Source organism: Nocardia sp. NPDC055165 (assembly GCF_053606985.1).
On record NZ_JBSGSS010000016.1, the window covers coordinates 21,411 to 45,724 of the forward strand.

General features: G+C 67.2%; 21 protein-coding genes and 1 tRNA gene. 14 read left to right on the forward strand and 8 right to left on the reverse strand.

The annotated features are described in order from the left end of the window. Window positions 1-113: 113 nt before the first annotated feature. A complete protein-coding gene (locus ACWFRF_RS27590) occupies window positions 114-509 on the reverse strand; it encodes a Rid family hydrolase (protein WP_452452976.1) in 396 nt (131 codons plus the stop codon). An 85-nt stretch (window positions 510-594) separates the two neighbouring features. Between ACWFRF_RS27590 and ACWFRF_RS27595 the strand changes: the two genes are divergently transcribed. Beyond that, window positions 595-2,175 (forward strand): esterase-like activity of phytase family protein, encoded by a 1,581-nt coding sequence (locus tag ACWFRF_RS27595; RefSeq protein ID WP_452452978.1) that lies wholly within the window; start codon window positions 595-597, stop codon window positions 2,173-2,175. On the opposite strand, the gene ACWFRF_RS27600 is transcribed toward ACWFRF_RS27595, so the two are convergent. Beyond that, complete coding sequence (locus ACWFRF_RS27600) at window positions 2,168-2,848, reverse strand: DUF998 domain-containing protein (RefSeq protein ID WP_378994480.1); 681 nt, start codon at window positions 2,846-2,848, stop codon at window positions 2,168-2,170. The two genes, ACWFRF_RS27595 and ACWFRF_RS27600, sit on opposite strands and share 8 nt — an antisense overlap. Before the next feature lie 147 nt (window positions 2,849-2,995). Here ACWFRF_RS27600 and ACWFRF_RS27605 point away from each other — a divergent pair, with 147 nt between their 5' ends. Next, window positions 2,996-3,124 carry a hypothetical protein gene (locus tag ACWFRF_RS27605; protein WP_378994478.1) on the forward strand — a complete coding sequence of 43 codons (129 nt, stop codon included), beginning with the start codon at window positions 2,996-2,998 and terminating at the stop codon, window positions 3,122-3,124. A 12-nt stretch (window positions 3,125-3,136) separates the two neighbouring features. Here the strand turns inward: ACWFRF_RS27605 and ACWFRF_RS27610 are convergent, their stop codons facing one another. Then, the gene (locus ACWFRF_RS27610; RefSeq protein WP_452452981.1) at window positions 3,137-3,628 is read right to left on the reverse strand and encodes a very short patch repair endonuclease; all 492 of its coding nucleotides are present in this window, start codon (window positions 3,626-3,628) and stop codon (window positions 3,137-3,139) included. Continuing rightward, window positions 3,625-4,758: a DNA cytosine methyltransferase gene (locus ACWFRF_RS27615; protein WP_378638684.1), complete on the reverse strand. Its 1,134-nt coding sequence runs from the start codon at window positions 4,756-4,758 to the stop codon at window positions 3,625-3,627. Before ACWFRF_RS27615 ends, ACWFRF_RS27610 begins: the two co-directional genes overlap by 4 nt. Window positions 4,759-5,096: 338 nt before the next feature. Here ACWFRF_RS27615 and ACWFRF_RS27620 point away from each other — a divergent pair, with 338 nt between their 5' ends. Genes ACWFRF_RS27620 through ACWFRF_RS27630 form a run of 3 tightly spaced genes read left to right on the forward strand, consistent with a single transcriptional unit; the run spans window position 5,097 to window position 9,449 of the window. Further along, window positions 5,097-6,926 (forward strand): ABC transporter ATP-binding protein, encoded by a 1,830-nt coding sequence (locus ACWFRF_RS27620; RefSeq protein ID WP_452452983.1) that lies wholly within the window; start codon window positions 5,097-5,099, stop codon window positions 6,924-6,926. Continuing rightward, a complete protein-coding gene (locus tag ACWFRF_RS27625) occupies window positions 6,923-8,782 on the forward strand; it encodes an ABC transporter ATP-binding protein (protein ID WP_378994473.1) in 1,860 nt (619 codons plus the stop codon). Before ACWFRF_RS27620 ends, ACWFRF_RS27625 begins: the two co-directional genes overlap by 4 nt. A 49-nt stretch (window positions 8,783-8,831) precedes the next feature. Then, window positions 8,832-9,449, forward strand: coding sequence for a putative glycolipid-binding domain-containing protein (locus ACWFRF_RS27630; protein ID WP_378994471.1), 618 nt, complete (start codon window positions 8,832-8,834; stop codon window positions 9,447-9,449). Between the two features lie 15 nt (window positions 9,450-9,464). On the opposite strand, the gene ACWFRF_RS27635 is transcribed toward ACWFRF_RS27630, so the two are convergent. Beyond that, on the reverse strand, window positions 9,465-10,412 hold the full coding sequence (locus ACWFRF_RS27635) for a prephenate dehydrogenase (protein WP_452452985.1): 948 nt from the start codon (window positions 10,410-10,412) through the stop codon (window positions 9,465-9,467). A 58-nt stretch (window positions 10,413-10,470) separates the two neighbouring features. Between ACWFRF_RS27635 and ACWFRF_RS27640 the strand changes: the two genes are divergently transcribed. The 3 genes from ACWFRF_RS27640 to ACWFRF_RS27650 all read left to right on the forward strand — a co-directional run bounded on the left by ACWFRF_RS27640 (window position 10,471) and on the right by ACWFRF_RS27650 (window position 11,593). Beyond that, complete coding sequence (locus ACWFRF_RS27640; RefSeq protein ID WP_378638527.1) at window positions 10,471-11,010, forward strand: tRNA adenosine deaminase-associated protein; 540 nt, start codon at window positions 10,471-10,473, stop codon at window positions 11,008-11,010. Between the two features lie 11 nt (window positions 11,011-11,021). Beyond that, the gene (locus tag ACWFRF_RS27645; protein WP_378638685.1) at window positions 11,022-11,456 is read left to right on the forward strand and encodes a nucleoside deaminase; all 435 of its coding nucleotides are present in this window, start codon (window positions 11,022-11,024) and stop codon (window positions 11,454-11,456) included. A 46-nt stretch (window positions 11,457-11,502) separates the two neighbouring features. Further along, window positions 11,503-11,593, forward strand: a tRNA-Ser gene (locus ACWFRF_RS27650). Window positions 11,594-11,609: 16 nt separating this feature from the next. Here ACWFRF_RS27650 and ACWFRF_RS27655 read toward each other — a convergent pair. Further along, a complete protein-coding gene (locus ACWFRF_RS27655) occupies window positions 11,610-12,578 on the reverse strand; it encodes a GlxA family transcriptional regulator (RefSeq protein ID WP_379318168.1) in 969 nt (322 codons plus the stop codon). Window positions 12,579-12,881: 303 nt separating this feature from the next. Between ACWFRF_RS27655 and ACWFRF_RS27660 the strand changes: the two genes are divergently transcribed. After that, window positions 12,882-13,130 carry a hypothetical protein gene (locus ACWFRF_RS27660; protein ID WP_378638529.1) on the forward strand — a complete coding sequence of 83 codons (249 nt, stop codon included), beginning with the start codon at window positions 12,882-12,884 and terminating at the stop codon, window positions 13,128-13,130. Between the two features lie 40 nt (window positions 13,131-13,170). Here the strand turns inward: ACWFRF_RS27660 and ACWFRF_RS27665 are convergent, their stop codons facing one another. Both ACWFRF_RS27665 and ACWFRF_RS27670 read right to left on the reverse strand, forming a co-directional pair. Then, entirely contained in the window at window positions 13,171-15,462 is a 2,292-nt protein-coding gene (locus ACWFRF_RS27665) for an MMPL family transporter (protein ID WP_379317479.1), read from the reverse strand. A gap of 176 nt (window positions 15,463-15,638) precedes the next feature. Beyond that, entirely contained in the window at window positions 15,639-17,933 is a 2,295-nt protein-coding gene (locus tag ACWFRF_RS27670) for an MMPL family transporter (protein WP_452452987.1), read from the reverse strand. Between the two features lie 201 nt (window positions 17,934-18,134). Between ACWFRF_RS27670 and ACWFRF_RS27675 the strand changes: the two genes are divergently transcribed. The 5 genes from ACWFRF_RS27675 (at window position 18,135) to tgt (ending at window position 24,284) form a co-directional block, all read left to right on the forward strand. Further along, a complete protein-coding gene (locus ACWFRF_RS27675; RefSeq protein ID WP_379313779.1) occupies window positions 18,135-18,731 on the forward strand; it encodes a TetR/AcrR family transcriptional regulator in 597 nt (198 codons plus the stop codon). An 83-nt stretch (window positions 18,732-18,814) separates the two neighbouring features. Next, a complete protein-coding gene (locus ACWFRF_RS27680) occupies window positions 18,815-19,291 on the forward strand; it encodes an RrF2 family transcriptional regulator (protein ID WP_358102957.1) in 477 nt (158 codons plus the stop codon). Window positions 19,292-19,375: 84 nt separating this feature from the next. Then, window positions 19,376-21,109 (forward strand): ABC transporter ATP-binding protein, encoded by a 1,734-nt coding sequence (locus ACWFRF_RS27685; protein WP_378994454.1) that lies wholly within the window; start codon window positions 19,376-19,378, stop codon window positions 21,107-21,109. Beyond that, the gene (locus ACWFRF_RS27690) at window positions 21,106-23,010 is read left to right on the forward strand and encodes an ABC transporter ATP-binding protein (RefSeq protein ID WP_452452990.1); all 1,905 of its coding nucleotides are present in this window, start codon (window positions 21,106-21,108) and stop codon (window positions 23,008-23,010) included. Before ACWFRF_RS27685 ends, ACWFRF_RS27690 begins: the two co-directional genes overlap by 4 nt. A gap of 20 nt (window positions 23,011-23,030) precedes the next feature. Continuing rightward, window positions 23,031-24,284, forward strand: a complete 1,254-nt coding sequence (tgt, locus tag ACWFRF_RS27695) for a tRNA guanosine(34) transglycosylase Tgt (RefSeq protein ID WP_378994448.1) — start codon at window positions 23,031-23,033, stop codon at window positions 24,282-24,284. Window positions 24,285-24,314 lie beyond the last annotated feature (30 nt).

Sequence of the window (24,314 nt, forward strand, 5' to 3'; positions counted from 1 at the left end):
CGGACGCGAGAACGACGGCGTCGAACCTGCTCTGTGGACAACTCCGAACCTGTGGACAACTGGGGATGATCGGCCGTCGACGCCGGATCGCCGGAGCGGCTCCGTGTGACGATTCAGCTAGCGATGATCGCGTCGGCCTCGATCTCCACCAGCAGGTCAGGGGCGATCAGCGCGGTGACCTCATACATGGAGGCCGCGGGGCGGATCGTGCCGAACACTTCGGCATGGGCGGCCGCGACCTCGGGCCAGCGGGCGATATCGGTGACGAACATGCGCGTGCGCACCACGTCGCGCACGCTTGCCCCGGCCTGCTCCAGCGCGGCGGCGACGCGAGCCAGGACCTCACGGGTCTGGGCGCCGATATCGTCGCCGCCGACAGCGCCACCACCGGCGACAGCGGCGGTGGTACCGCTGACGATTACCTGGTCGCCGACTCGTACCGCTCGCGAATACCCGACGACATCTTCGAAATCGGAGGCTGAGGAAATGTTCACCCGAGTTGTGGTCATGGTTGCCAGAATGGTCCACCGCGTGGTGGAGGACAATTCATTTCCCCGTCGTCTCGTGGTCGGATCACGACGGTATGCATGGCAAATGAACGTGCGTCCAGGTCTTCGTCTTTTCCCTCTCACCGCCGCGTTGTGCGCCGCCGCCGTGGTGGCGGGCTGCTCGTCGCCGGAATCCGCGGCCGGCTTCACCGCGGGCAAGGACCAGCCGCTGGTGATCTCGCTCGACGACCTGGTCGCCAAGGCGGGTACCAGCGCGGTGCTGGGGGTCAGCCTCGAGCCCGAGCACGGCAATGTCACCCGCCGGGCCGACGGCGCCTACGTCTACACCCCGAGCGCCGGCTACACCGGTCTCGACCAGTTCACCGTCACCACCACCGACGCGGTTCGCCTCTACACGACCGATATTCCGGTGCTCGGCGAGTTCGGTGGCACCACGGTGCAGGGCAGTGGGTTCGGCTCGGCCTGGACCGCGGTGCCCGGTAGCGCCGACGAGTTCTACGGGCTCACCGACCGCGGCCCGAACGTCGACGGTCCGGCTAAGAACGAGAAGCTCTCGCCCACACCGGGTTTCGTGCCCAAGATCGGCCGGTTCAAGTTGGTCGACACCAAGGCCGTGCTGCAGTCGAGCATCGAGCTGCGGAGCAAGTCGGGCGTGCCGTTCAACGGGCAGGTCGACACCTCGGCCAGCACCGGCGAGACCATCAAGGACCTCCAGGGCAATGTCCTGCCGCCCACCGATCACGGCATCGATCCCGAAGGCCTCGTCGCACTGGCCGACGGCACCTTCTGGATCTCCGACGAATACGGTCCGTTCCTGGTGCATTTCGATGCCACGGGCACCGAGATCGAGCGGCTCGCGCCCGGCAGCGGCCTGCCGAAGGAGATCGCGCTGCGCACACCCAACCAGGGCATGGAGGGGCTGACCATCACTCCCGACGGCAGCACCCTGGTCGGCATGGTGCAGAGCGCGCTCAACACCCCCGGACTGAGCGGCTCGGCCAAGGAGGTGCCGTTCGCGCGGATCGTGACCGTCGATCTGAAGACCAAGGCGCAGAAGGAATTCCTGTACCCGCTGGAAAACCCGAAGCAGTCGAAGGTCGCGGTCTCGGAGATCACCGCGCTGAGCGCCACCACGTTCCTGGTCGACGAGCGTGACGGCAACCTCGCGCCCAAGTCGGACAAGAAGATCTGGACCATCGACATCGCGGGCGCGACCGATGTCGGCCCGCAGTCCGCCGTGCCGGGCGCGACTTATGACGCCGAGAAGGGCGGCCTGCTGATCGACGGCAAGCCCCTGGAGACGCTGATCGGGGTCACCCCGACCACCGAAGCCGTCGCCGCGCTGACCAAGGCGGGTGTCACCCCGGTCGCGAAGAAGAGCAACCTCGACCTCTCCGCGCTGGTCGCCGCACTCGACGAGAAGGGCAGGTTCTTCGGTCACGACAAGATCGAGGGCATCGCCACGCTCGACGGCGGCAAGACCATCTACATCGCCAACGACAGCGACTTCGGCCTGGCCGCCAGTCAGGGTGAACAGCCCCCGTTCGGGCTGAAGCCCAAGACGCTGCCCAACGGCGCACAGGACATCGGTGAGGTGCTCGCGGTGGATACCACCGAGCTGCCGGCGAAGATCGACGGCTACACGGTGAAGATCACCGTCAAGTAGTCCACTCGCGGGCTTCGACGAGTACCGCGGTGGCCAGGGCGAGCAACCACAGCGACATGGTTCCGACCTGGATTCGCTGGGCTATGCCGAGCGCGTAGGAGCCGGACAGGTTGTCGGCGACCATCATCCAGATGGTCGCCGCCGACCCGAGAACCAGTACGGCGACACCGAATTCCCGCAGGATCCGCCAGCGGTGGTAGCGGTAGGCGGCGGCGCTGAAGGCGAACGCCGCCACCGCGATCGAGGTGACGGCCAGTGTGCTCGTGAGCGCGTGCGGTTGATGCAGTTGCGGAAACAGTCCGCTGTCGCCGCCGCACGCGCTGTCTCCCGGGGCGCAGTCGTGGAGCGGGAGCAGGGCGTCGGCGATGGTGGACGCGCCGAAACACAACAGCGCTGTCCAGCCGATCGTGGTCAGCCGGCGGCGCCGGAAAACGAGCAGTCCACCCAGCGCCGCGGGGATCAGCAACAGGCCGACCACGGTGTCGGCGGTGCCGAACACCTCACGGTAGGGCTTGCCCTCGGCGTCGAGTTCGCTGAGGAAGTCGTTGACCGGGTCGGTGTCGATCGGCAGCGCGAATTCCAGCAGCCAGGACGAGTAGCACAGGCCCGCGATCGCGATCGCGAGCGCGATCAGCAACGAGTAGCCACGGGTGTGCCGTGCGAATTCGGTCACACCGACCATTGTGCGTGTCCGGCCGCCACCGCCCGGATCAGGCGCGTCGAAAGCGGGGACGTGGTTTCATCGTGGCATCACAGGCACGCACAGGTTGCTGTCAGGTTCGCCGTGCAGGGTGGTTGGTAACCAACGGAGAGGTCCTCGATGAGCTACATGATCGCGCTGGCAGGTTTTGCCACGATCCTCGCGCTGGCCGTGTCCGGATTCGTCGCGGCGGATTCGTCGCGCGCACGGGTGCGGGTTCGCGCCGAACGCAGTCCGCGTCGTCGCTGAAGAACTCGATAGTCACCGGTCAGGTTTGGAGCGTTTCACCAGTGCGGTGATCCGCTCGGCCGCCGCCTGCGGATCTTCGTGCTCCCACACCCGGATGACCGCCCAGCCCGCCGCTGTCAAGGCGATGTCGGTGGCGCGATCGCGGGCGACATTGCCTGCCAGCTTGTCGGCCCACCACTGCGCGTTGTTCTTCGGATCGGTCGCGTGGTCAGGGCAGCGATGCCAGAAACAGCCGTCGACGTAGACGGCGATGCGCAGTCGTGGAAACACCACATCCGCGCGGCGGCGCTGACCTTTGATGGGCGGACGGTCGACGAAATAGCGCAGGCCCGCCCGGTGCAATTCGCGGCGTAGTGCCAGCTCGGGAGCGGTATCAGCGCGTCGCTGCTTGGACATGCGCGCGCTTGTGGCGGCGTCGGTGACGAGCTTGCGCGCAGCGGATGACGTCGACGAGGCGGCGGACTCGTCGGGCGATTCCCGGTTGTCTGCCCGCCGCGCGCTCATGCCGCCCAGCCGCCCATGCGGTCGAGGTGATCCCGGACGTCGTCGAGGAATCCGGGCGGGAAGCGCAGGCTTCCCATCTCGGTGCGGCGCAGGAATCCTGCCGTCGCGCGGGGAGAGAGCAGGCGGGGCTCGGTGAGGAAGTTCTTCAGGTCCTCGTAGGGCTCGTGGACCGGCCAGGTCGAGAGGGGGACGCGGTGCACGACGCCCGCGTGTCCCCAGGCGGCGCTCGGCCACGGCTGGCCCGCGGCTATCGGCTCTCCCACGGTCAGCGGGTCCGACGGCGCGGCCAGGCGTTCGCCGACCCAGTTCGCCATCCGCACGCTCACCGCGTTGCCCACCAGTTTCCAGCGATGACCGTGGCGCACGCCGGGAACATCGAGGGCGGGGGCGGTCCAGTCGGCGTCGAACCCCTGTAATCGTTCGCCGTCGACGATCCCCGGCGTCACGATCTCGCCCGCGGGCAACCGGACCGCGGGCGGACTGGCGATGCCGAGACCGGAACCGCCCTTGAGGGTCGGCACCGCGTTCACCGCCCAGCCGAGGCCGCGCACACCCTCGGTCCAGTAGAAGCCGCACGGATCGCAGTCCGGATCGCCGTAGTCGCGGGGACCGGCGTCGTCGCCGAACAGCACCTGGCGGGGGTCCTCGGTGCGCGAAGCCAGCATCAGCACGCGCTGACGTCGTTGCGGCAAGCCGAACGCGCGACCGTCGACGACCCGATAGGCCCAGGCGTACCCGAGCTCTTCCAGCGCGGCGGTGATGTGGCGCATGGCCGCGCCGCGACCCAGCTGCAGCATGAACGGGACATTCTCGATCAACAGCCACCGCGGTCCGCGCTGCCTGCGCACGAGGCGGAACACCTCATCGACCAGGCCGGATCGACGACCGGTGATGCCTGCGGTGCGCCCGGCTTGTGAGAGGTCCTGGCACGGGAAACCCGCCGCGACCAGCTCGGTGCCCGCGGGGAGCGACCGCAGGCGGGTGATGTCGCCGTGCAGGTCGGTGTCGGGGAACCGCGCCGCGAGGACACCCTGGGCACCGGGGTCGATCTCACACAGCAGCTCCGACGCCCAACCATGCCTGCTCAGACCGAGTTCGAGCCCGCCGATCCCGGCGAACAACCCGACCATCCGCGACAACGAGACTCCTGTGTTTTTCGGAGCGCCGGCGCGCTCGGGTTAGCGGCCACCGGGTGGTCCGCTCTTCAGCGACCCGTTCCCTCGCGCCTGGGGCGAATTGTATCGGTCCCCTGAACAGGTGCGGGCCGCGAACGAATCCTTCCCGACGTCGGGTGCCGTGTGGCTCGGCAGGGGGTAGACGGGTGGGCTCGGGCCGAGGAAAATCGGTGGCCGGGGGTGGGGGTGCTCTGGGACTCTTGATGGGCCGAACTTGTCGGACCCAAGTGCGAACATCACCTGGCGTCCGTACCGGAAAACCAACCCAGCCGACCGGACATCAAGGGGGAGTTTTGTCTGTCACATCAGAGCTGGCGGCCGCCGAATCGGAGGCCGACAGATCGGAGCGGCCGTCGCCGCAGTCGCGTGGGGGAATGCGGTCGCTGCGGCGATTTCTGCCCTTTCTCCGGCCCTACCGGGTGCCGCTGCTGCTGGCCAACGCGCTGGCGATCGTCACCGCGAGCACCGCGATCGCGATCCCGCTCGTCATCGCACGGGTGGTCGACGGGCCGATAGCGCGGCGCGATTTCGTCGGTCTGCTGGCGCCGGTCGCGCTGATCTTCCTGCTCGGATCACTCGAATCGTTCGGTATGTGGGGCAGGCGATGGCTGGTGTCCAAGCCCTCGACGATGTTCGAAATCACCATGCGCGCCAAGCTTTTCACGCAACTGCAGGCCCTCTCGATCGGCCGCCACGACGGCTGGCAGTCGGGTCAGCTGCTCTCGCGCGCCATCGACGATCTGTCGGTGCTGCGGCGGTTCGTCGCGTTCGCCGGTCCGTTCCTCATCGTCAACGGGGTGATCATGCCCACCGGGCTGATCGTGTTGTTCGCGATGAACTGGCAAGTGGGACTGATCTTCACGGTGACCTCCCTGCCGCTGACGCTGTTCTGCGCGCGCTTCGTCCGCCGCTTCGAGGTGGCCTCGCGGCGTTCGCAGGACCAGTCCGGCGACCTGGCCACCATCGCCCAGGAATCGGCGCAGGGTGTGCGGGTGCTCAAGGCGCTGGGGCGCGGCCGCTTCTTCGGGACGCGTTTCACCGCGCTCTCGCGCGAGCTGCAGCGCACGGAAATGGAGAAGGTGCGCCTGGACGCCACGCTGTGGGCGGCGTTGGTGACCTTGCCGACCGTGTCGATCGCGGTGTCGCTCGGGGTGGGTGGCTACTCGGTGGTGCACGGCTCGATGACGATCGGCACGCTGGTCGCGAGCATCACGCTGGCCACGTTCCTGCAGTGGCCGATCATCTGGCTCGGCTTCCTGCTGTCGGAGCTGTTCGAGGCGCGCACCGCGGCCGATCGATTCTGGGAGATCATCGACACCCCGCTCGACATCACCGACCCGCCACACCCGGCGGAACTACCTGATCCGCTGCGCGGGGAACTGGTCATCGACCGGGTCCGCTTCGCCTACCCGCGATCCGGGGGCGGTCCGGAACACACCGTGCTGGAAGAGATCTCGCTGCGGATCCGGCCGGGGGAGACGGTCGCGCTCGTCGGCGCGACGGGTAGCGGCAAGACCGCGCTGCTCGAGCTGATTCCCCGGCTCTACGACGTCAGCGGCGGCCGGATCACCATCGACGGTGTCGACATCGCCTCGCTGCGCCTGGCGGAGCTGCGCCGGGTGGTGACGGTGGCCTTCGAGGAACCGGTGCTGTTCTCGGCCAGCGTGCGCGAGAACGTGGCGCTGGGCGACGCGCGTGCCACCGACGTCGACGTGCGGCAGGCGCTCGATATCGCGCAGGCGAGCGAATTCGTCGACGCGTTGCCGTGGGGGCTCGACACCCGCATCGGTGAGCAGGGCATGAGTCTGTCGGGCGGCCAGCGTCAGCGTCTGGCCCTGGCCAGAGCTGTGCTCACCGGCGACACCGCCGCCCACGGCCGGATCATGGTCCTCGACGACCCGCTGTCGGCGCTGGACGTGGAAACCGAAGAGCGCGTGCAGGATCAGCTGCGGGCGGTGCTCTCCGGCGCTACCACTCTGCTCGTCGCGCACCGGCCGTCCACTGCCGCGCTGGCCGACCGCGTCGCGCTGCTCGCCGACGGACGCATCGTCGCCGAGGGCAGCCACGAGAAACTGCTGCGCACGAGCAGCCACTACCGCGAACTGATGGGAGGTGAAGCATGAGCACCGAGACGGTGACGACGGAAAAGGAAGTGCCGGAGGAGAAGTCCGATCTGGCGGCCGACTGGCGCGGTATCGCCAAGGAGGACGACGCCGTCACCGGGACCGGAAACCTGGTGCTGGCCGGGCGATCCCGGCGATTGCTCCTCGATCTGGTGCGGCCCTACCGCAAGCAGGCGATTCTCACCTTCGTCCTGATCCTGCTCGACAACGCGGCCAAGGTGTCGCTGCCGCTGTTCATCGCCTACGGGCTCGACCACGGCATCAGCCAAGGTCGCCAGGGCAATTGGACGCCGATGATCGCGACCGTCGCCGGATTCGTCGCGGTGACGTTGCTGTCGGGGCTCACCACGTTCGCCTTCCTGCGGGCCTCCGGGTCGCTGAGTCAGCGGGTGCTGTTCGACCTGCGGGTGCGCGCGTTCCGGCACACGCAGCGATTGAGCGTGTCGTTTCACGAGAAGTACACCTCGGGCAAGGTCGTCACCCGGCTCACCAGCGATATCGAAGCACTCCAGGAACTGCTCGAAGGCGCGCTGAATCAGGCGCTGAGCGCGGTGATCTCGGTGGTGACCATCGCGGCCCTGCTGATCTGGCTCGACCCGCTGCTCGCCTCGATCGTGCTGATCGGGTTCGTGCCGCTGGTGCTGGTCACCCGGTGGGCGCAGCGGCGTCAGCGCGCGGGCTACCGGCGCACGCGCGGGGCGATCTCGCGCGTTGTCGTGCAGTTCGTCGAGTCGATGAGCGGCATGCGGGCGGTGCAGGCGTTCCGGCGCGAACATCGCAACGAGGAGGTCCTCGGCGTCGAGGATTCGGCGTACCAGAAGGCGACGACCACCGCGGTCCGCGGGATGGGCGACTACGTCGGGCTCTCCAACTTCATCGGCAAGCTGACCACGGTGATCGTGCTGCTGGTCGGCGCCTGGCAGGTGATGGAGGGCAACCTCGCGATCGGTGTACTCGCCGCGTACCTGCTCTACCTCGACCAGTTCTACGGTCCCCTCGACGAACTCGCGCAGGTGTTCAACTCCTACCAGTCCGCCGCCGCGGCGCTGGAGAAGATCTCCGGCGTGCTCGAGGAGGAACCGGCGGTCGCCGAACCCGAACGCCCGGTGACACTCGAGCGGGCGACCGGTGCGGTGCGGATGGACCAGGTCTGGTTCGGCTACAACACCACGTCGGTGCTGCCGGAATTCGACCTGGAGATCCCGGCCGGACAGGTGGTGGCGCTCGTCGGTGCCACCGGTGCGGGCAAGTCGACGCTGGCGAAACTGCTCACCCGGTTCTACGACCCGAGCGGTGGCGTCATCACGCTCGACGACGTGGATCTGCGCCACCTGGCCGATGTCGAGCTGCGCAGGCACGTCGTGATGATCACGCAGGAGGCATACCTGTTCTCCGGCACCATCGCCGACAACATCCGGCTCGGCAGGCCCGAGGCGACCGACGCCGAGGTCGCCGCGGCCGCGCGCGCGGTGGGGCTGGACGCCTTCGTCGGCGGGCTTCCCGACGGCTACGCCACCGACGTGCGCACGCGCGGCGGCAGGCTCTCGGCGGGCCAGCGTCAGCTGGTGGCGTTCGCACGGGTGTTCCTGGCCGATCCTGCGGTGATCGTCCTCGACGAAGCCACCTCCAGCCTGGATATCCCCGGTGAGCGGCTGGTGCAGCACGCGCTGGAGACCCTGCTGCGCGACCGCACGGCCGTGATCATCGCCCACCGGCTGTCCACCGTGGCCATTGCCGACCGGGTGCTGGTGCTCGACGGCGGCCGGATCGTGGAGGACGGCGCACCGGCCGAGTTGATCGCGGGCCAGGGCCGCTTCGCAGGATTGCACGCCGCATGGCGGGATTCGCTGGTGTGATGCGCCCGTGTTGTGCAGCGCCGGGGCTGGTGTCGCTTACCGTAGAGAGGTGACGACCCCAGCCCCGGGCCCGGCCGACGGCCCCACCGAGATCAGACCTGCCTCCCGGTGGCCTGCGGTGCTCACCTGGCGTGCCCACGACAACACCCGCATGGAATCGGTGCGGGTGACGGTGAACGGCAATCGGATCAGGGCGGCGGGCCGGATGATCGGCTGCGCCGGCGATGAGCACCCGGCATTCAGCGCGTCGTACGACCTGGTCACCGACGAAGCGGGCGCGACGCGACGGTTGTCGCTGCGTACCACCACGGCGGCCGGTGAACGCCATGCCTCGATCTCGCGCGACGAGGAGAACTACTGGCTCGTCGACGCGGGCGGCACGCACGTGCGCTCCACCTTCGGCGGCGCCCTCGACGTCGACGTGGTGCTGAGCCCGTTCTTCAACACCCTGCCGATCCGCCGGTTCGGCCTGCAGAACGCCGTCGGCGACGTCCAGGTCCCCGTCGTCTACGTGCGACTACCCGACCTGCTGGTGCAGGAGGCCGAGCTCATCTACTCGAGCGCGTCCGACGGGATCAACGTCCTCTCGCCGGTCTCGAGCGCCACCCTGACGGTCGATCCGGAGGGTTTCGTCCTCGACTACCCGGGGCTGGCCGAACGCGCCTGATCTCGCGAGAGGTACTCAGAGCGCGCGGAGCACCCCACCGTCACGACCGGCGCGGTGAAGTTCACCGAGCCAGTCGCCGGCGCCGGGCGTGATGCCGGTGATGTTCCAGGTCGTGCGGTCGTCGTAGGCGGTGCGGCCGCGGAAACCCGTCTCGACGAGTTCGCCGAGACGGCTGTCCGCGCGCAGGGATTCGCGGGCAGTGACGAGTGTCTCGATGGCCTCGTCGAGCACCCGTTCCAGCGCGGTCGCGTTCGGCTCGCAAATGGCACGCACGAGGTCGGGCGCGGTACCCGCGACGCGGGTACCGTCCCGGAACGAGCCCGCCGCCAGGCCCAGCGCCAGCTTCCCGCCCGCGGCCCCCGCCGCGGCCAGCGCTTCGGCCAGCACATGCGGCAGGTGCGAGATCCGCGCGACAGCTCGATCGTGTTCCTCGGCGAGCACCGGTACCACCACCGAACCACAGTCCAGCGCGAGCCGCACCACCCGCGACCACGGTTGCACCCGCGTGCCCTCGTCCACTCCGACCGCCCAGACCGCACCCTGGAAAAGATCGGAATCAGTGGCAGCCCAACCGGATTGGGATGTTCCCGTCATCGGATGCCCGCCTACGTACAAGGACTCGAGTCCGTGCTTTCGCACCGCGTCCAGCACCGGCCCCTTCACGCTCACCACATCGGTCAGCGGGCACCCGGGCGCGAGCACGGCGATGTCGGCCAGCAGGTGTTCGACCGCGGGCATCGGCACCGCGATCACCAGCAGCGCGTCCAGCTCGGCAGCGCGGACCAGCACCGCGGACAGGTCGCCGGACACCTCGAAACCGTCCTGACACGCCGCGGAGACGCCGGATTCGGAGCGGTTGTAGCCGAACGCCCGGTACCCCGCCGCGACGGCGGCGCGCAGCAGCGAACCGCCGATCAGGCCGGTCCCGAGGACGCACACAGCCCCACGCTCGTCGATGCTCATCCGAACAGATTGGCACACGAGTTCATCATTAGGGGTGGGACAGACTACCGTTTGGTCCATGGCAGCACAGCGCTCGGGCACGAACAGGGCGACGTCGGATGACGACTTCGACGTCGAAGGGTTCGCAGTGGCCGTGGTCCGCGAAGAAGGCACATGGCGGGTCAGCCCGCTCAGCTCCGATGCCCTGCACGATCTGTCGGCCGCCGAGACCGAACTGAAGGCTTTGCGCAGCTCAGGTGCGGTGTTCGGCCTGATCGACGTCGATGACGAATTCTTCATCGTGTTGCGTCCCGCGCCGAGCGGCACCCGTCTGCTCGTCTCCGACGCCACCGCGGCGATCGACTACGACATCGCCGCCGACGTCCTCGACGCGCTCAATGTCGAGATCCCCGACATCGACCCCGACGATCTCGACGACGTCGAACCGTGGGAGGAGGGCGACCTGGGCGTCCTGGCCGACCTGGGCCTGCCCGAACCGGTTCTCAGCGTGATCATCGCCGACACCGACCTCTACCCCGACGAGCAGCTCGGCATGATCGCCCAGCGTCTCGGTTTCGCCGACGAATTCGCCGCGGTCCTGGACAAAATGCCGAGGTGACCGACGAGGAGATGATGCGCGCCGCCCTGGCGGCCGCAGCCGACGCCGACCCGCGCGATGTGCCGGTCGGCGCCGTCGTCTTCGACGCGCAAGGTCGTGAACTGGCCCGCGCCACCAACGCGCGCGAAGCCCTCGGCGACCCCACCGCGCATGCCGAAGTCCTGGCCTTGCGCGCGGCCGCGGCAGTCCACGGCGACGGCTGGCGACTCGAAGGCGCGACCCTCGCGGTCACCCTCGAACCGTGCACGATGTGCGCGGGCGCACTGGTGCTGGCGCGAATCGGCAAGGTCGTGTTCGGCGCCTGGGAACCCAAAACCGGTGCCGTCGGCTCGCTCTGGGACGTAGTCCGCGATCGCCGCCTCAACCACCGCCCCGAAGTCCGCGGCGGCATCCTCGAACCGGACTGTGTCGCCCTCCTCGACACCTTCTTCAAAAACCAGCGCTGACCAGCCGATTTAACAATCCCGCACCCACTCCGGTACCGTAGTCGGCGGTGGCGTGTCCGAGCGGCCTAAGGAGCACGCCTCGAAAGCGTGTGAGGGGTAACCCCCCTCCGAGGGTTCAAATCCCTCCGCCACCGCCACGAGCCCCTCACTTGTTCACGCAGGTGGGGGGCTTTTTCTTGTTCGAAATGTGCGCCGGTACGACGACGGCGAGGTCCGCACGGCTCGCGTGAAATGGTGCCGGAAGGTGACCGGGGTGGCGAAACCGGCCGCGGTCGCGATTTCCTCGATGGGTGCGTCGCCGGTCTCGAGCATGGCCAGTGCCGCCTGAATCCGCTGGGCGATCAGCCATTTGCTCGGCGTCGCCCCGGTTTCCCGGACGAAATGGCGCAGGTAGGTGCGCGGTGAGAGTCCTGCGACCCGGGCCAGATCGGGTACGCCGATCGGGTCGGCGAGGTGTTCGAGCGCCCAGGAGAGGCTGCGGGCGATGGGGGCGTCGAGGGGTTCGGGGGGCATGGGCGATTCGATGTATTGAGCTTGGCCGCCCGCGCGGTGGGGCTGGATGACGAGGCGGCGGGCGACGGCGTTGGCGACGGACGCGCCCAGGTCGTTGCGAACCAGATGGAGCGCCAGGTCCAGCCCGGCGGCGCAGCCCGCGCTGGTCAGGATGTCGCCTTCGTCGGTGTAGAGGGGCTCGGGGTCGACCTCGACCAGGGGGTAGCGCTCGCGCAGCAGGTCGGCGTATCGCCAGTGCGTGGTGGCCCGGCGGCCGTCGAGCAGGCCGGCGGCGGCCAGGGCGAACGCGCCGGAGCAGATCGACACGATCCGGGAGCCGTTGCGGTGCGCCCGGCGCAGCGCGTCGATCAATTCCGGCGAGGTCCGCGCGCGCGGGTCGGCGACGCTCGGGACCACGACCGTGTCGGCGGCGGCGAATTCCGCGAGACCGTAGGGGCTGGTCATGGTCGCGCCGCCGATCACGCGGACGGGTTCGGGGGTTTCGGTGCAGATTTTCAGCTCGTACCAGGGCTGCTCGATATCGGGCCAGGTCAGGCCGAAGACCTCGATGACGATGCCGGTTTCGAACGCCGTCATCCCGTCGTACGCCAGCACGGAGACAGACCTCATGTCTAAATCTTAGCGATAGTCGTCATCTATGCCACTTCTCCCGATGACACGGAAGTCCGACCATGGAGATATGTTGAAGCAACTCAAGGACTTCGCCATCGGAATCCACACCGCGAACGCGATCCGGCACGGCATCCGCCCACCTGTCGCGGCTCGGCCGGAAAGCCGGAAGTCGCGGTGCGGGGGAGCGCGGACCACCCGGTAGCGGCAAGATCTGTCGTCGGGTATTCACCTCGTCCGACCTGCGGTGTATTCCTCGCGTAATAGACTGGGTTACACCGAATCCGGGAAGGAACGATGATTATGCGCGGGCGACAGCCGCCACCCGCGAAGTCCGGAATCGGGCTCGGGGGAAAACTTCTGGTTCTCATCGTGCTCGGCTGGGTCGCTGTCGGGCTGCTCGCGGCCGGCCAGCGGCACCACTTCGCTCACCTGCCCAAGCAGTGTTCGGACTGGGCGACCATCGCGGTCACCGCCGCGGCGGGGCCCGCGAACTACATCGGGCTCAATCCGCGCGTCACCGAATGTCAAGTGCCGCAGCCGAGTCAGTAGCGAGACGGCCGGGGAACACGAGTTCCCCGGCCGTCGACGCTCAGCCTTGCGGTAGCGGCGCGACCTGCCGCTGTTCGGCCTGGACCTCGCGCAGCCGGGAGCCCTCGATGTCGATATCGGGCACGATCCGGTCCAGCCACTTCGGCATCCACCACGCCCACTTGCCCAGTAGCACAAGCAAAGCGGGAATGAGCACCATCCGGACGACGAACGCGTCCAACGCCACGCCCGCGGCCAGCGCGAAGCCCATCGACTTGGCGGTGACATCGGATTCCAGCAGGAACGAACCGAACACCGAGATCATGATGATCGCCGCGGAGGTCACCACGCGCGCTCCGTGGTGATAACCCTTGATCACGGCCTCGGTGGGGTCGGCGCCGTGCACGTATTCCTCGCGCATGCGGGTCACCAGGAACACCTGGTAGTCCATGGCCAAGCCGAAGACCAAGCCGATCAACATGATCGGCAGGAAGCTCACCAGTGGATGTGGATCCTTGATCAGCCCGAGCTCGCCCTCCTGGAAGATCAGCACGGTCGCGCCGAAGGTGGCGCCCATCGACAGCAGGAAACCGAGCGCGGCGGTGAGCGGGACCAGGATGGACCGGAACACCAGGATCAGCAGGATGAACGCCGCGCCCGCCACGATCGCCATGTACGGCACGATCTTGCTCAGCAGGACATGGTCGATGTCGGCGTAGATGGCGGTGGTTCCGGTGATGCCGTACGACATCTTGTACTGCTCGTTCAGATCGGATTCCGCAGCGCGCGCCGACTGCACCAGATCCTTCGTCGACTGCGCGTTGGGCCCGGTCTTGGGTATGCCGTTGATCAGGGCGCCCGCGCCGTCCTTGCTCATCTGCGGCTCGGTGACCAGATCCATGTCGGGGTAGGACTGTAGCTTGTCGCGCAAGGCATTCAGCGCCGCCTGCCGCTGGTCAACGGGGGTTTCGCTGAGGTCGACGGCCACCTGCAAAACACCGTTGCTGCCCTCGCCGAAGCCTTCGGTGCGCAGGTCGTAGGCCTTACGGACGGTGGTCGACTTGGGCAGGCTGTCCTCGCCCGGCAGGCCGAGGTTCAGGTTCAGCGCCGGTGCGGCGAGCAGGCCGAGCACCACGATGGCCAGGATCATCGTGACCGCGGGGAACTTGGCGATCCCCCTGGCCACCCGGGTGCCGTTGGTGACGACGCTGTCGTCCTCGGGATCGTGCTGGGCGATCAGCGGCAGTTTCGGCTTGAACAGCGCCTTGCCGAAGGCGCCGAGCAGCGCGGGCATCAGGGTGATGGCGGTGAGCACGGCGAACGCCGCCGCGATGGCGCCACCCAGACCCATGAACGTCAGGAACCTGACCCCGACGATGCTCAGCCCGACCAGCGCGATGATCACGGTGAGCCCGGCGAACACCACCGCCGAGCCCGCGGTACCCAACGCGGTACCGGCCGCTTCCTCGGCGGAATCCTGCACCGCCAGTTCGTGTTTGTAGCGCGAGACGATGAACAGCGCGTAGTCGATGGAGAGGGCGATGCCGATCATCGAGGCCAGGAACGTGGTGAAGCTCGGCACCGACAGCACCGAGGTCGACAGGAAGATCAGCGAGGTCGCCGCGCCGAGCCCGACGATCGCGGTGATGATCGGCACGAACGCGGCGACGATGGCGCCGAACGCCACGATCATCACCACCAATGCCACGGCCATACCGATCATCTCGGACTTGCCGCTCGGCATCTCCTGTTCCATCGCGATGGTGCCGCTGATCTCGACCGTCAGCCCGGCCGCGCGGGCGGAGTCGCCGGCGTTGTAGGCGGCCTCGCGTTCGTCGGCGGTGATGTCGGCGAAGTCCTTGATCGCGAACGGGACACTGAAGTACGCGACGGTCTCGGGTGCGGTCTCGTTCAGCACATTCAGGGGCGCGCCACTGCAGGTCGACGGATCGGGTTGCCCGGTGAGACAGCCCATTTCCTCGGTCGCGGTGATCGGATTCACGATCGGTTCGGCATGGTCGACGATGTCGAGCTGCTCGAGGTCGGCGATCAGGTCATCGATCGCGGCGCGGTTGGCCGGGTCGGTGAGCTTCTGGCCCGCGGGCGCTCCCACAACATAGGTACCGGTCACCGCGTCGAACGCGAACGCCTCCGACATACCGGGGAAGTGCTTGTCGAGGATTTCGGTGGCCCGTTCCGAGGGCAGGTTCGGCATGCTGAAGTCATCGGTCATCGGCTTCTGCAACGAGGATCCCAGCCCCGCGAGCACCATGAAGAGCAGCAACCAGACGGGCAGCACAATCCATTTGCGGCGAAAGGCCAGCTTGCCCCACCGGTAGAGATAGATGGACACGGTTCTTCTCCTCGTGGATCGGTGCGGAGCGCGGATCGGAGGTGTAGCCGGGTCGAACTAGCCCTGAGTCTGGTGCCCAGCAACGGCGATATCAAGCACCGGTGCAGCGCGGATGCCGAAAACGAACGGCCCCGCAATCCGGTAGCGGATTGCGGGGCCGGGCTCGAGGTCTCGGGTCAGCCGACCGAAACCGGGTGCTTCACCGTTTCGACGTTCTCGGTACGCAGCTGCTCGAGCTTCGCACCCTCGACGTCGATATCGGGCACGACGCGGTCGAGCCACTTCGGCATCCACCACGCCCACTTGCCCATGATCACCAGCAGCGCGGGCACCACGACCATGCGAACGATGAACGCGTCGATCGCCACACCGGCGGCCAGCGCGAAACCGAACGACTTGGCGGTGACGTCGGTCTCCAGGATGAAGGAGCCGAACACCGAGATCATGATGATCGCGGCCGAGGTCACCACGCGGGCACCGTGGTGGTAACCGGCGACCATCGCGTCCTTGGCCGACTTGCCGTGCACGAATTCCTCGCGCATACGGGTTACCAGGAACACCTGGTAGTCCATGGCCAAGCCGAAGACCAAGCCGATCAACATGATCGGCAGGAAGCTGACCAGCGGCTGCGGATCTTCGATCAGGCCGAACTTGCCCTGCTGGAAGATCAGCACCGTCGCACCGAAGGTGGCGCCCATCGACAAAAGGAAGCCGAGTGCGGCGGTGAGCGGGACCAGGATCGAGCGGAACACCAGGATCAGCAGGATGAACGCGGCACCGGCCACGATCGCCAGGTACGGCAGGATCTTGCTGAGCAGTACATGGTCGACATCGGCGTAGATGGCGGTGGTGCCGGTGATGCCGTACTCCATGCCGTACTGCGCGTTCAGATCCGCTTCCGCGCCACGCGCTTCGGCGACCAGATCCTTGGTGTCCTGGTTGTTCGGACCGGACTTCGGGACACCGTTGAGCATGGCGCCCTGGTTGTCCTTGCTCCACATCGGCTCGGTGACGTAATCCATGCCCTCGTAGGACTCGAGCTTGGCGCGCAGCGCGCCGACGGCGGCCTCGCGCTCACCCTCGGGCGTCGCACTCAGGTCAGCGGCCACCATGAGCACACCGTTGCTGCCCTCGCCGAAGCCTTCGGTCCGCAGGTCGTAGGCCTTACGGATGGTGGAGGTCTTCGGCATGCTGTCGTCACCGGGCAGGCCGAGGTTCAGGCCGGCGGCGGGCGCGGCGAGCGCGCCGAGCACGATCACCGACAGGATCAGCGCGACCCACGGCGCCTTGGCGATCAGCTTGGCGAAACGCTGGCCGTTGGTGACCGAGGTGTCGTCGTCGGGATCGTGCTGCGCCACGATCGGCAGCTTCGGCTTGAACAGCGACTTGCCGAAGGCGCCCATCAGCGCCGGCATCAAGGTGACGGCGGTGAGCACGGCGAACGCGGCGGCGATGGCGCCACCCAGACCCATGAAGGTCAGGAATTCCACGCCGACGATGCCGAGCGCGCCGAGCGCGATGATGACGGTGAGACCGGCGAACACCACGGCCGAACCGGCGGTACCGAGCGCGGTACCCGCGGCTTCTTCGGCCGAATCACGCACGGCCAGTTCGTGTTTGTACCGGGAGACGATGAACAGCGCGTAGTCGATCGACAGCGCGATACCGATCATCGAGGCCAGGAAGGTGGTGAAGCCGGGCACCTCCATCACCGAGGTGCCGAGCATGATCAGCGAGGTCGCCGCGCCGAGGCCGACGATGGCGGTGATGATGGGCACGACTGCGGCGACGATGGCGCCGAAGGCCACCACCATCACGATCAGCGCGACACCCATGCCGATCAGTTCGGACTTGCCGCTCGGCTGTTCCTGCTTCATCGCGATCGAGCCGCTGAGTTCGACGGTCAGCCCGGCGTTGCGGGCTTCGGCGCCGACCTCGAAGGCGGTGTCGCGCTCGGCGTCGGTCACGTCGGTGACGGCCTTGATGGTGAACGGGACGCTGAGCACGCCGACGGTGCCGGGTGCGGTCTCGCTCAGCACGTTGAGCGGGGCCGACGAACACTTCGACGGGTCAGGGGCGGCGAGGCAGCCCATCTCCTCGGTGGCCGCGATGGGGCTGGCCAGCTTCTTCTCGTGATCGACGATCGACAGGTCGTTGAGCTTGGCGATGAACGCGTCGATCGCGGCCCGGTTGGCCGGGTCGGTGAGCTTCTGCCCCTCCGGCGCGCCGATCACGTAGGTGCCGGTGACGGCATCCATCGAGAACTGCTCCGACATGCCTTCGAAGTGCTTGTCGAGGATCTCGTTGGCGCGGGCCGACGGGAGCTCGGGCATGCTGAAGTCGTTGGACATCGGCTTGCTCAGGGTGGCGCCGAGGCCGCCGAGCAGCACGAACAGCAGTAGCCAGACCGGCAGGACAATCCATTTACGGCGGAAAGCGAACTTTCCCCATCTGTACAGGTATACGGACACGCGTGTGCTCCTAGCGCGAAGAACGGGTGGGTGGCATGGCTCGTAGACAGCACTCGCGGGCCACCCCTGCGGGACCCGCCTCCACAACATCGTTTTCTGCCTACCGTGCGGTAGGTAGACTACCTAGTGGATAAGTGGAGGAGCAACCTCAATATTGGGGGCGCCGGATCCGTCACACCGAATCATGGGAGGATTGCCGCCATGCCCGCCCGAGACATCGCCGACACCGTCACCGCAGGTGGGGGTACTAAACAGGCGATCCGCGACGCCGCAGTACAGCTGTTCGCCGCCAAGGGTTTCGAACAGACGAGCCTGCGCGAGGTAGCGGATGTGGTGGGAATCACGAAGGCTTCGCTCTATTACCACTACGCGTCGAAGCTCGATCTGCTTCTGGCGATCATCGATCCGATCATCGATCACATGCGCGACATCGTCGAGGACATCGAGGCCGTTCCCTACAACGACGAAGGCATTCGCGCGGTCCTGCGCACCTACCTGCGCGGCATGATCCGCCATCGCGACGCGGGGGCGCTCTGCGTGCGCGACACCGCGGCCATCGTCAACGCCATCGCCGATCGCTATCCCGACCTTATGGAACCCACCCGTGAGCTGCGGCTGTGGCTGGCCGGGCCCGATCCGACCCAGAACTCGATGCTGCGTGCCGCCGCCGCCATCGAGGTGCTCGGGGTGGCGCTGCTGTCCTCGGAGCTGGCACCGGGCGCCACCGACGAGCTGGTCGAGAAGACCCTCCTCGACGCGGCAACCTGCGTACTGACCGGCTGTATCAATTCGGCGTGAGCGGGCGGCCCGCGTGGTGACGCTTCGCTACCGCCTCCGGCCGCTGACCGCTCGATCCAGGAGCACCGCGTAAGTTCGACACCGTGCATATCACCGCCAGGGTCGATTACGCGGTGCGAACGCTGCTCGAGCTCGCCGCGGCCGACGGAGTCGTCAAGTCCGAGGCCATCGCCGCCGCCGCACAGATCCCACCGAAGGTGCTGGAGACGGTGCTGGCCGAACTGCGTCGCGCCGAGCTCGTGCTGAGCAGGCGCGGGCCCGACGGCGGGTATCGCCTCGGCAGACCCGCGACCGAGATCTCGGTGGCCGATGTGATCCGCGCCGTGGAGTCGCCGCTGGCGTCGGTGCGCGGGCAGCGGCCCGAAGACGTGCGGTATCCGGGCGCGGCGGAACCGCTGCAGCAGGTATGGATCGCGCTGCGGGTCAATATTCGAGCCGTGCTGGAGAACGTCTCCATCGCCGACGTCGCCACCGACCGGCTGCCCGGTTTCATCGGTGAACTGGTCGCCGACCCCGGCGCCTGGGTGCGTCGCGAGCCGCGTACACCCGCAGGCACATGAAGTTGTCCACAGGCTGAGAGTTGTCCACAGGGCAGGTAAAAGTGCTCGGTGCTGCTCACCCGCGCGCTGTAGCCTTCGACCATCATGTTGATCACCCTGCTGCGGACCTACCTGGCCCCGTACCGCGCCCAGCTGGCGGGTGTCCTCGTACTCCAGCTGATCTCGGTTATCGCGATGCTCTACCTGCCCAGTCTCAATGCCGATCTGATCGACGACGGTGTCACCAAGGGCGACATCGGTTTCATCTGGACCACCGGTCTGTGGATGCTCGCGGTGAGCTGCGTGCAGATCGTGGCCTCGGCCGCGTCGGTGTACTTCGGCGCGCAGGCGGCGATGGGCGCCGGTCGCGACATGCGCGGTGGCGTGCTGCACCGGGTGGAGACGTTCTCGGCCAGAGAGGTGGGGATGTTCGGCGCGCCGTCGCTGATCACCCGCTCGACCAACGACATTCAGCAGGTCCAGCTGCTCATCGTGATGTCGGTGACGATCCTGGTGATGGCGCCGATCATGTGCGTCGGTGGCGTCATCATGGCGCTGCGCGAGGATCTCGGGCTCTCGTGGTTGCTGCTGATCGCGGTGCCCGCCCTCGCCCTCTCCATGGGCACGATCGTGGCCAGGATGGTGCCGGGGTTCCGGCAGATGCAGGAACGCATCGACGGAGTCAACCGCGTGCTGCGCGAGCAGATCACCGGTATCAGGGTGGTCCGCGCGTTCGTGCGCGAGCGGCAGGAGATCTGGCGCTTCGGGATGGCCAACACCGCGCTCACCGACGCGTCGCTGCGCGTCGGCAAGCTGATGGCGCTGATGTTCCCGACCGTGATGTTGATCAGTAATCTCACCGCTGTCGGCGTGATCTGGTTCGGCGGTCACCATGTGGACAACGGCACGATGCAGATCGGCTCGCTCACCGCGATGCTGTCCTACGTCATGCAGATCCTGATGGCCGTCATGATGGCCTCGTTCCTGGCGATGATGGCCCCGCGCGCGGCCGTCTCCGCCGATCGGATCGGCGCGGTGCTCGAGACCGAGTCCTCGGTGCGCCCGCCGCGGTTGCCGCAGTCGTTCAAGGGCGACCAGGCCACGGTCGACCTGCAGTTCGCGGAATTCGCCTACCCCGGCGCGGAGAAGCCGGTGTTGCGCGGTATCCGATTCCAGGTGTCGCCCGGTACCACCACTGCCGTCGTCGGTTCCACCGGCGCGGGCAAGACCACGCTGATCAACCTGATCCCGCGTCTGATCGACGTCACCGACGGCGCGGTGTACGTCGGCGGCACCGATGTACGCCACCTCGACCTCGAACTTCTGCGTAGTGGGATCGGATTGGTGCCGCAGAAGGCCTATCTGTTCTCCGGCACCATCGCGACCAACCTGCGCTACGGCAACCCCGACGCCACCGACGACGAACTCTGGCACGCGCTCGAGGTCGCCCAGGCGGCCGACTTCGTGCGGGAGATGCCGCAGGGTCTCGACACTCCGGTGGCCCAGGGCGGCACCACGGTGTCGGGCGGTCAGCGTCAGCGGCTGTGTATCGCCCGCGCGCTGGTGCGCAGGCCGCGGATCTTCCTGTTCGACGATTCGTTCTCCGCGCTCGATGTCGCCACCGACGCCCGGCTGCGCGCCGCGCTCAAGCCCGAGACCGCCGACGCGTCGGTGATCATCGTGGCCCAGCGGATTCAGACGATTCGCGACGCCGACCAGATCGTCGTCCTCGAAGACGGTGCGATGGCCGGCATCGGAACCCATGACCAATTGATGCAGCGCTGCTCGGAGTACCGCGAGATCGTCGAGTCCCAGCTGAGCGTGGAGGAAGCCCGATGAGGCCAGGTGGACCCGTTCCCGGAGCGCCGGGAACGAAGGCCAAGTCGTTCCGTCCGTCGCTGAAGCGACTGGTGAGCAGGCTGGCCCCCGAGAAGTTCACCGTCGGTGTGATCGTCGCGCTGGTGATCACTTCCGTGGTGCTCAATACGCTCGGCCCGTATCTGCTCGGCAGGGCGACGAACCTGGTGTTCGACGGCTTCGTCGGTAAGCAGCTCGAGCCCGGCCTCACCAAGGACCAGACCGTCGAGCTGCTACGCAGCCAGGGCGAGACCACCCGCGCCGACATGCTCTCGGCGATGAACGTGATCCCCGGTACCGGCATCGACTTCGACGCCGTCGGCCGCGTGCTGATGCTCGTGCTCGCGCTGTACGTGGCCGCCGCGATCTTCGGCTGGCTGCAGGGTTATCTGCTCAATATCGCCATCAACCGCACCGTGAAGCGGCTGCGCGACGAGGTGGAGCAGAAGCTGCACCGGCTGCCGCTGCGCTACTTCGACACCGCGCCGCGCGGTGACGTGCTCAGCCGCGTCACCAACGACGTCGACAATGTCTCGCAGAGCCTGCAGCAGACGATGAGCCAGCTGCTGGTCTCGCTGTTCACCGTGGTCGGCATCCTGATCATGATGTTCTGGATCTCGCCGCTGCTGGCACTGATCGCGCTGCTCACGGTGCCCGCCGCGATCGTGGTCACCGCGCAGATCGCCAAGCGGTCCAAGCCACACTTCGTCAACCAGTGGAAATTCACCGGCGAGGTGAACTCCTCGGTGGAAGAGGCCTACACCGGCCACGAGATCATCACCGCGTTCGGCCGCGGCCGCGAGGTCGGCGAGGAGTTCGACAAGCGCAACGACAAGCTCTACGACGCGAGCTTCAAGGCGCAGTTCATCTCCGGCCTGATCATGCCCGCCATCATGTTCCTCGGGAACGTGAACTTCGTGTTCATCGCACTGGTCGGCGGGCTGCGGGTGGCCACCGGCAATCTGTCGCTCGGCGACGTGCAGGCGTTCATCCAGTACTCGCGCCAGTTCAGTCAGCCGCTCACCCAGATCGGTGCGATGGCGAACCTGCTGCAGTCCGGCGTCGCCTCGGCGGAGCGGATCTTCGAGATCCTCGACGCCGAGGAGCAGACCCCCGATCCGGTGGTGGAGATCGCGCGCCCGGTGGATCGCGGGCGGGTGGAGTTCGAGGCGGTGTCCTTCGGTTACGACCCGGAAACCCCTGTCATCGAACGGCTTTCGCTGGTGGCCGATCCCGGCCACGTGGTCGCCATCGTCGGCCCGACCGGCGCGGGCAAGACCACGCTGGTGAACCTGCTGATGCGCTTCTACGAACTCGACGCGGGCACCATCGCCATCGACGACGTCGACATCACCACCATCACCCGCGACCACCTGCGCTCGCGCATCGGCATGGTGCTGCAGGACACCTGGCTGTTCAAGGGCACCATCCGCGAGAACATCGCCTACGGCAATCCGACGGCGCCGGAAGCCGACATCCAGGCCGCGGCCAGAGCGGCCTACGTCGACCGGTTCGTGCACTCGCTCCCCAACGGCTACGACACGGTCATCGACGAAGAGGGCGGCGGGGTGAGCGCGGGCGAGAAGCAGCTCATCACGATCGCCCGCGCGTTCCTGGCCAAGCCGTCGATCCTGATCCTGGACGAGGCGACCAGCTCGGTCGACACCCGCACCGAGTCGCTGGTCCAGCACGCCACCGCGGCCCTGCGCCGCGATCGCACCAGTTTCGTGATCGCGCATCGGCTTTCGACGATCCGGGACGCGGATCTGATCGTCGTGATGGACAAGGGGCGCATCGTCGAACACGGCACCCACGAGCGGCTGCTGGCCGAGCGCGGGCCCTACTACAACCTGTACAACGCCCAGTTCGCGGCCGCCCAGTAAGGCCCTGGCACGATGGGTCGGTGGCCGACAGCAGCGAGTTCTCCTTCGAAGTAGGCACCCGTCTGGACGGGGGCAGGCACGGCCGGACCGGCGTGATCTCCACCCCGCACGGCGAGATCGCCACGCCCGCTTTCATTCCGGTGGGAACGAAGGCTTCGGTGAAGGCCGTGCTGCCGGAGACGATGCGCGAGATCGGGGCGCAGGCGCTGCTGGCCAACGCCTACCACCTGTACTTGCAGCCCGGCGCCGACGTGGTCGACGAGGCGGGTGGGCTCGGGAAGTTCATGAACTGGCCGGGGCCCACCTTCACCGACAGCGGCGGATTCCAGGTGATGTCGCTGGGGGTCGGTTTCAAGAAGGTCCTCGCCATGGAGGCTGTGGACATCCGGTCCGATCAGGTGATCGCGGCGGGCAAGGAGCGCCTGGCCACCGTCGATGACGACGGGGTCACCTTCCGTTCGCACCTGGACGGTTCGAAGCATCGCTTCACACCCGAGGTGTCGATGGGCATCCAGCACGAACTCGGGGCCGACATCATGTTCGCCTTCGACGAGCTGACCACCTTGATGAATACCCGTGGCTATCAGGAGAAGTCGTTGCAGCGCACGCACGAGTGGGCGCAGCGATGCATCGACGAACACGAACGGCTCACCGCCGTGCGCGGGCATCGGCCGTATCAGGCTCTGTTTGCAGTGATCCAGGGTGCGCAGTACGAAGACCTGCGGCGCAAGGCTTGTCGTGAGCTCGAGTCGATCCGGGGCAGTGGTGGAACGGAATTCGACGGTTACGGCATCGGCGGAGCGCTGGAGAAGCACAATCTCGGCACGATCGTCGGGTGGTGCTGTGATGAGCTGCCCGAGGCCAAACCGCGCCACATGCTGGGAATCAGCGAGCCGGAGGACATGTTCACCGCGATCGAGAACGGGGCGGACACGTTCGACTGCGTCAATCCCTCGCGGGTGGCGCGCAATGCCGCGATCTATGTCGACGAGGGGCGGTTCAACATCAACACCGCCCGGTTCCGTCGCGACTTCACCCCGATCGACGAGAACTGTGACTGCTACACCTGCGCCCACTACACCCGCGCCTACCTGCATCACCTGTTCAAGGCCAAGGAAATGCTCTCGGCGACGCTGTGCACAATTCACAACGAGCGCTTCACGATTCGTCTCGTCGACCGGATCAGGGCCAGCATCGAAGGCGGCTACTTCGACGAGTTCAAGAAGGAGTTCCTGGGTCAGTGGCGGGGCCGGATCAAGGTGCCGGGGGAGTAGGCGGCGGACCTTCCGAGCCGCCGCCTACCC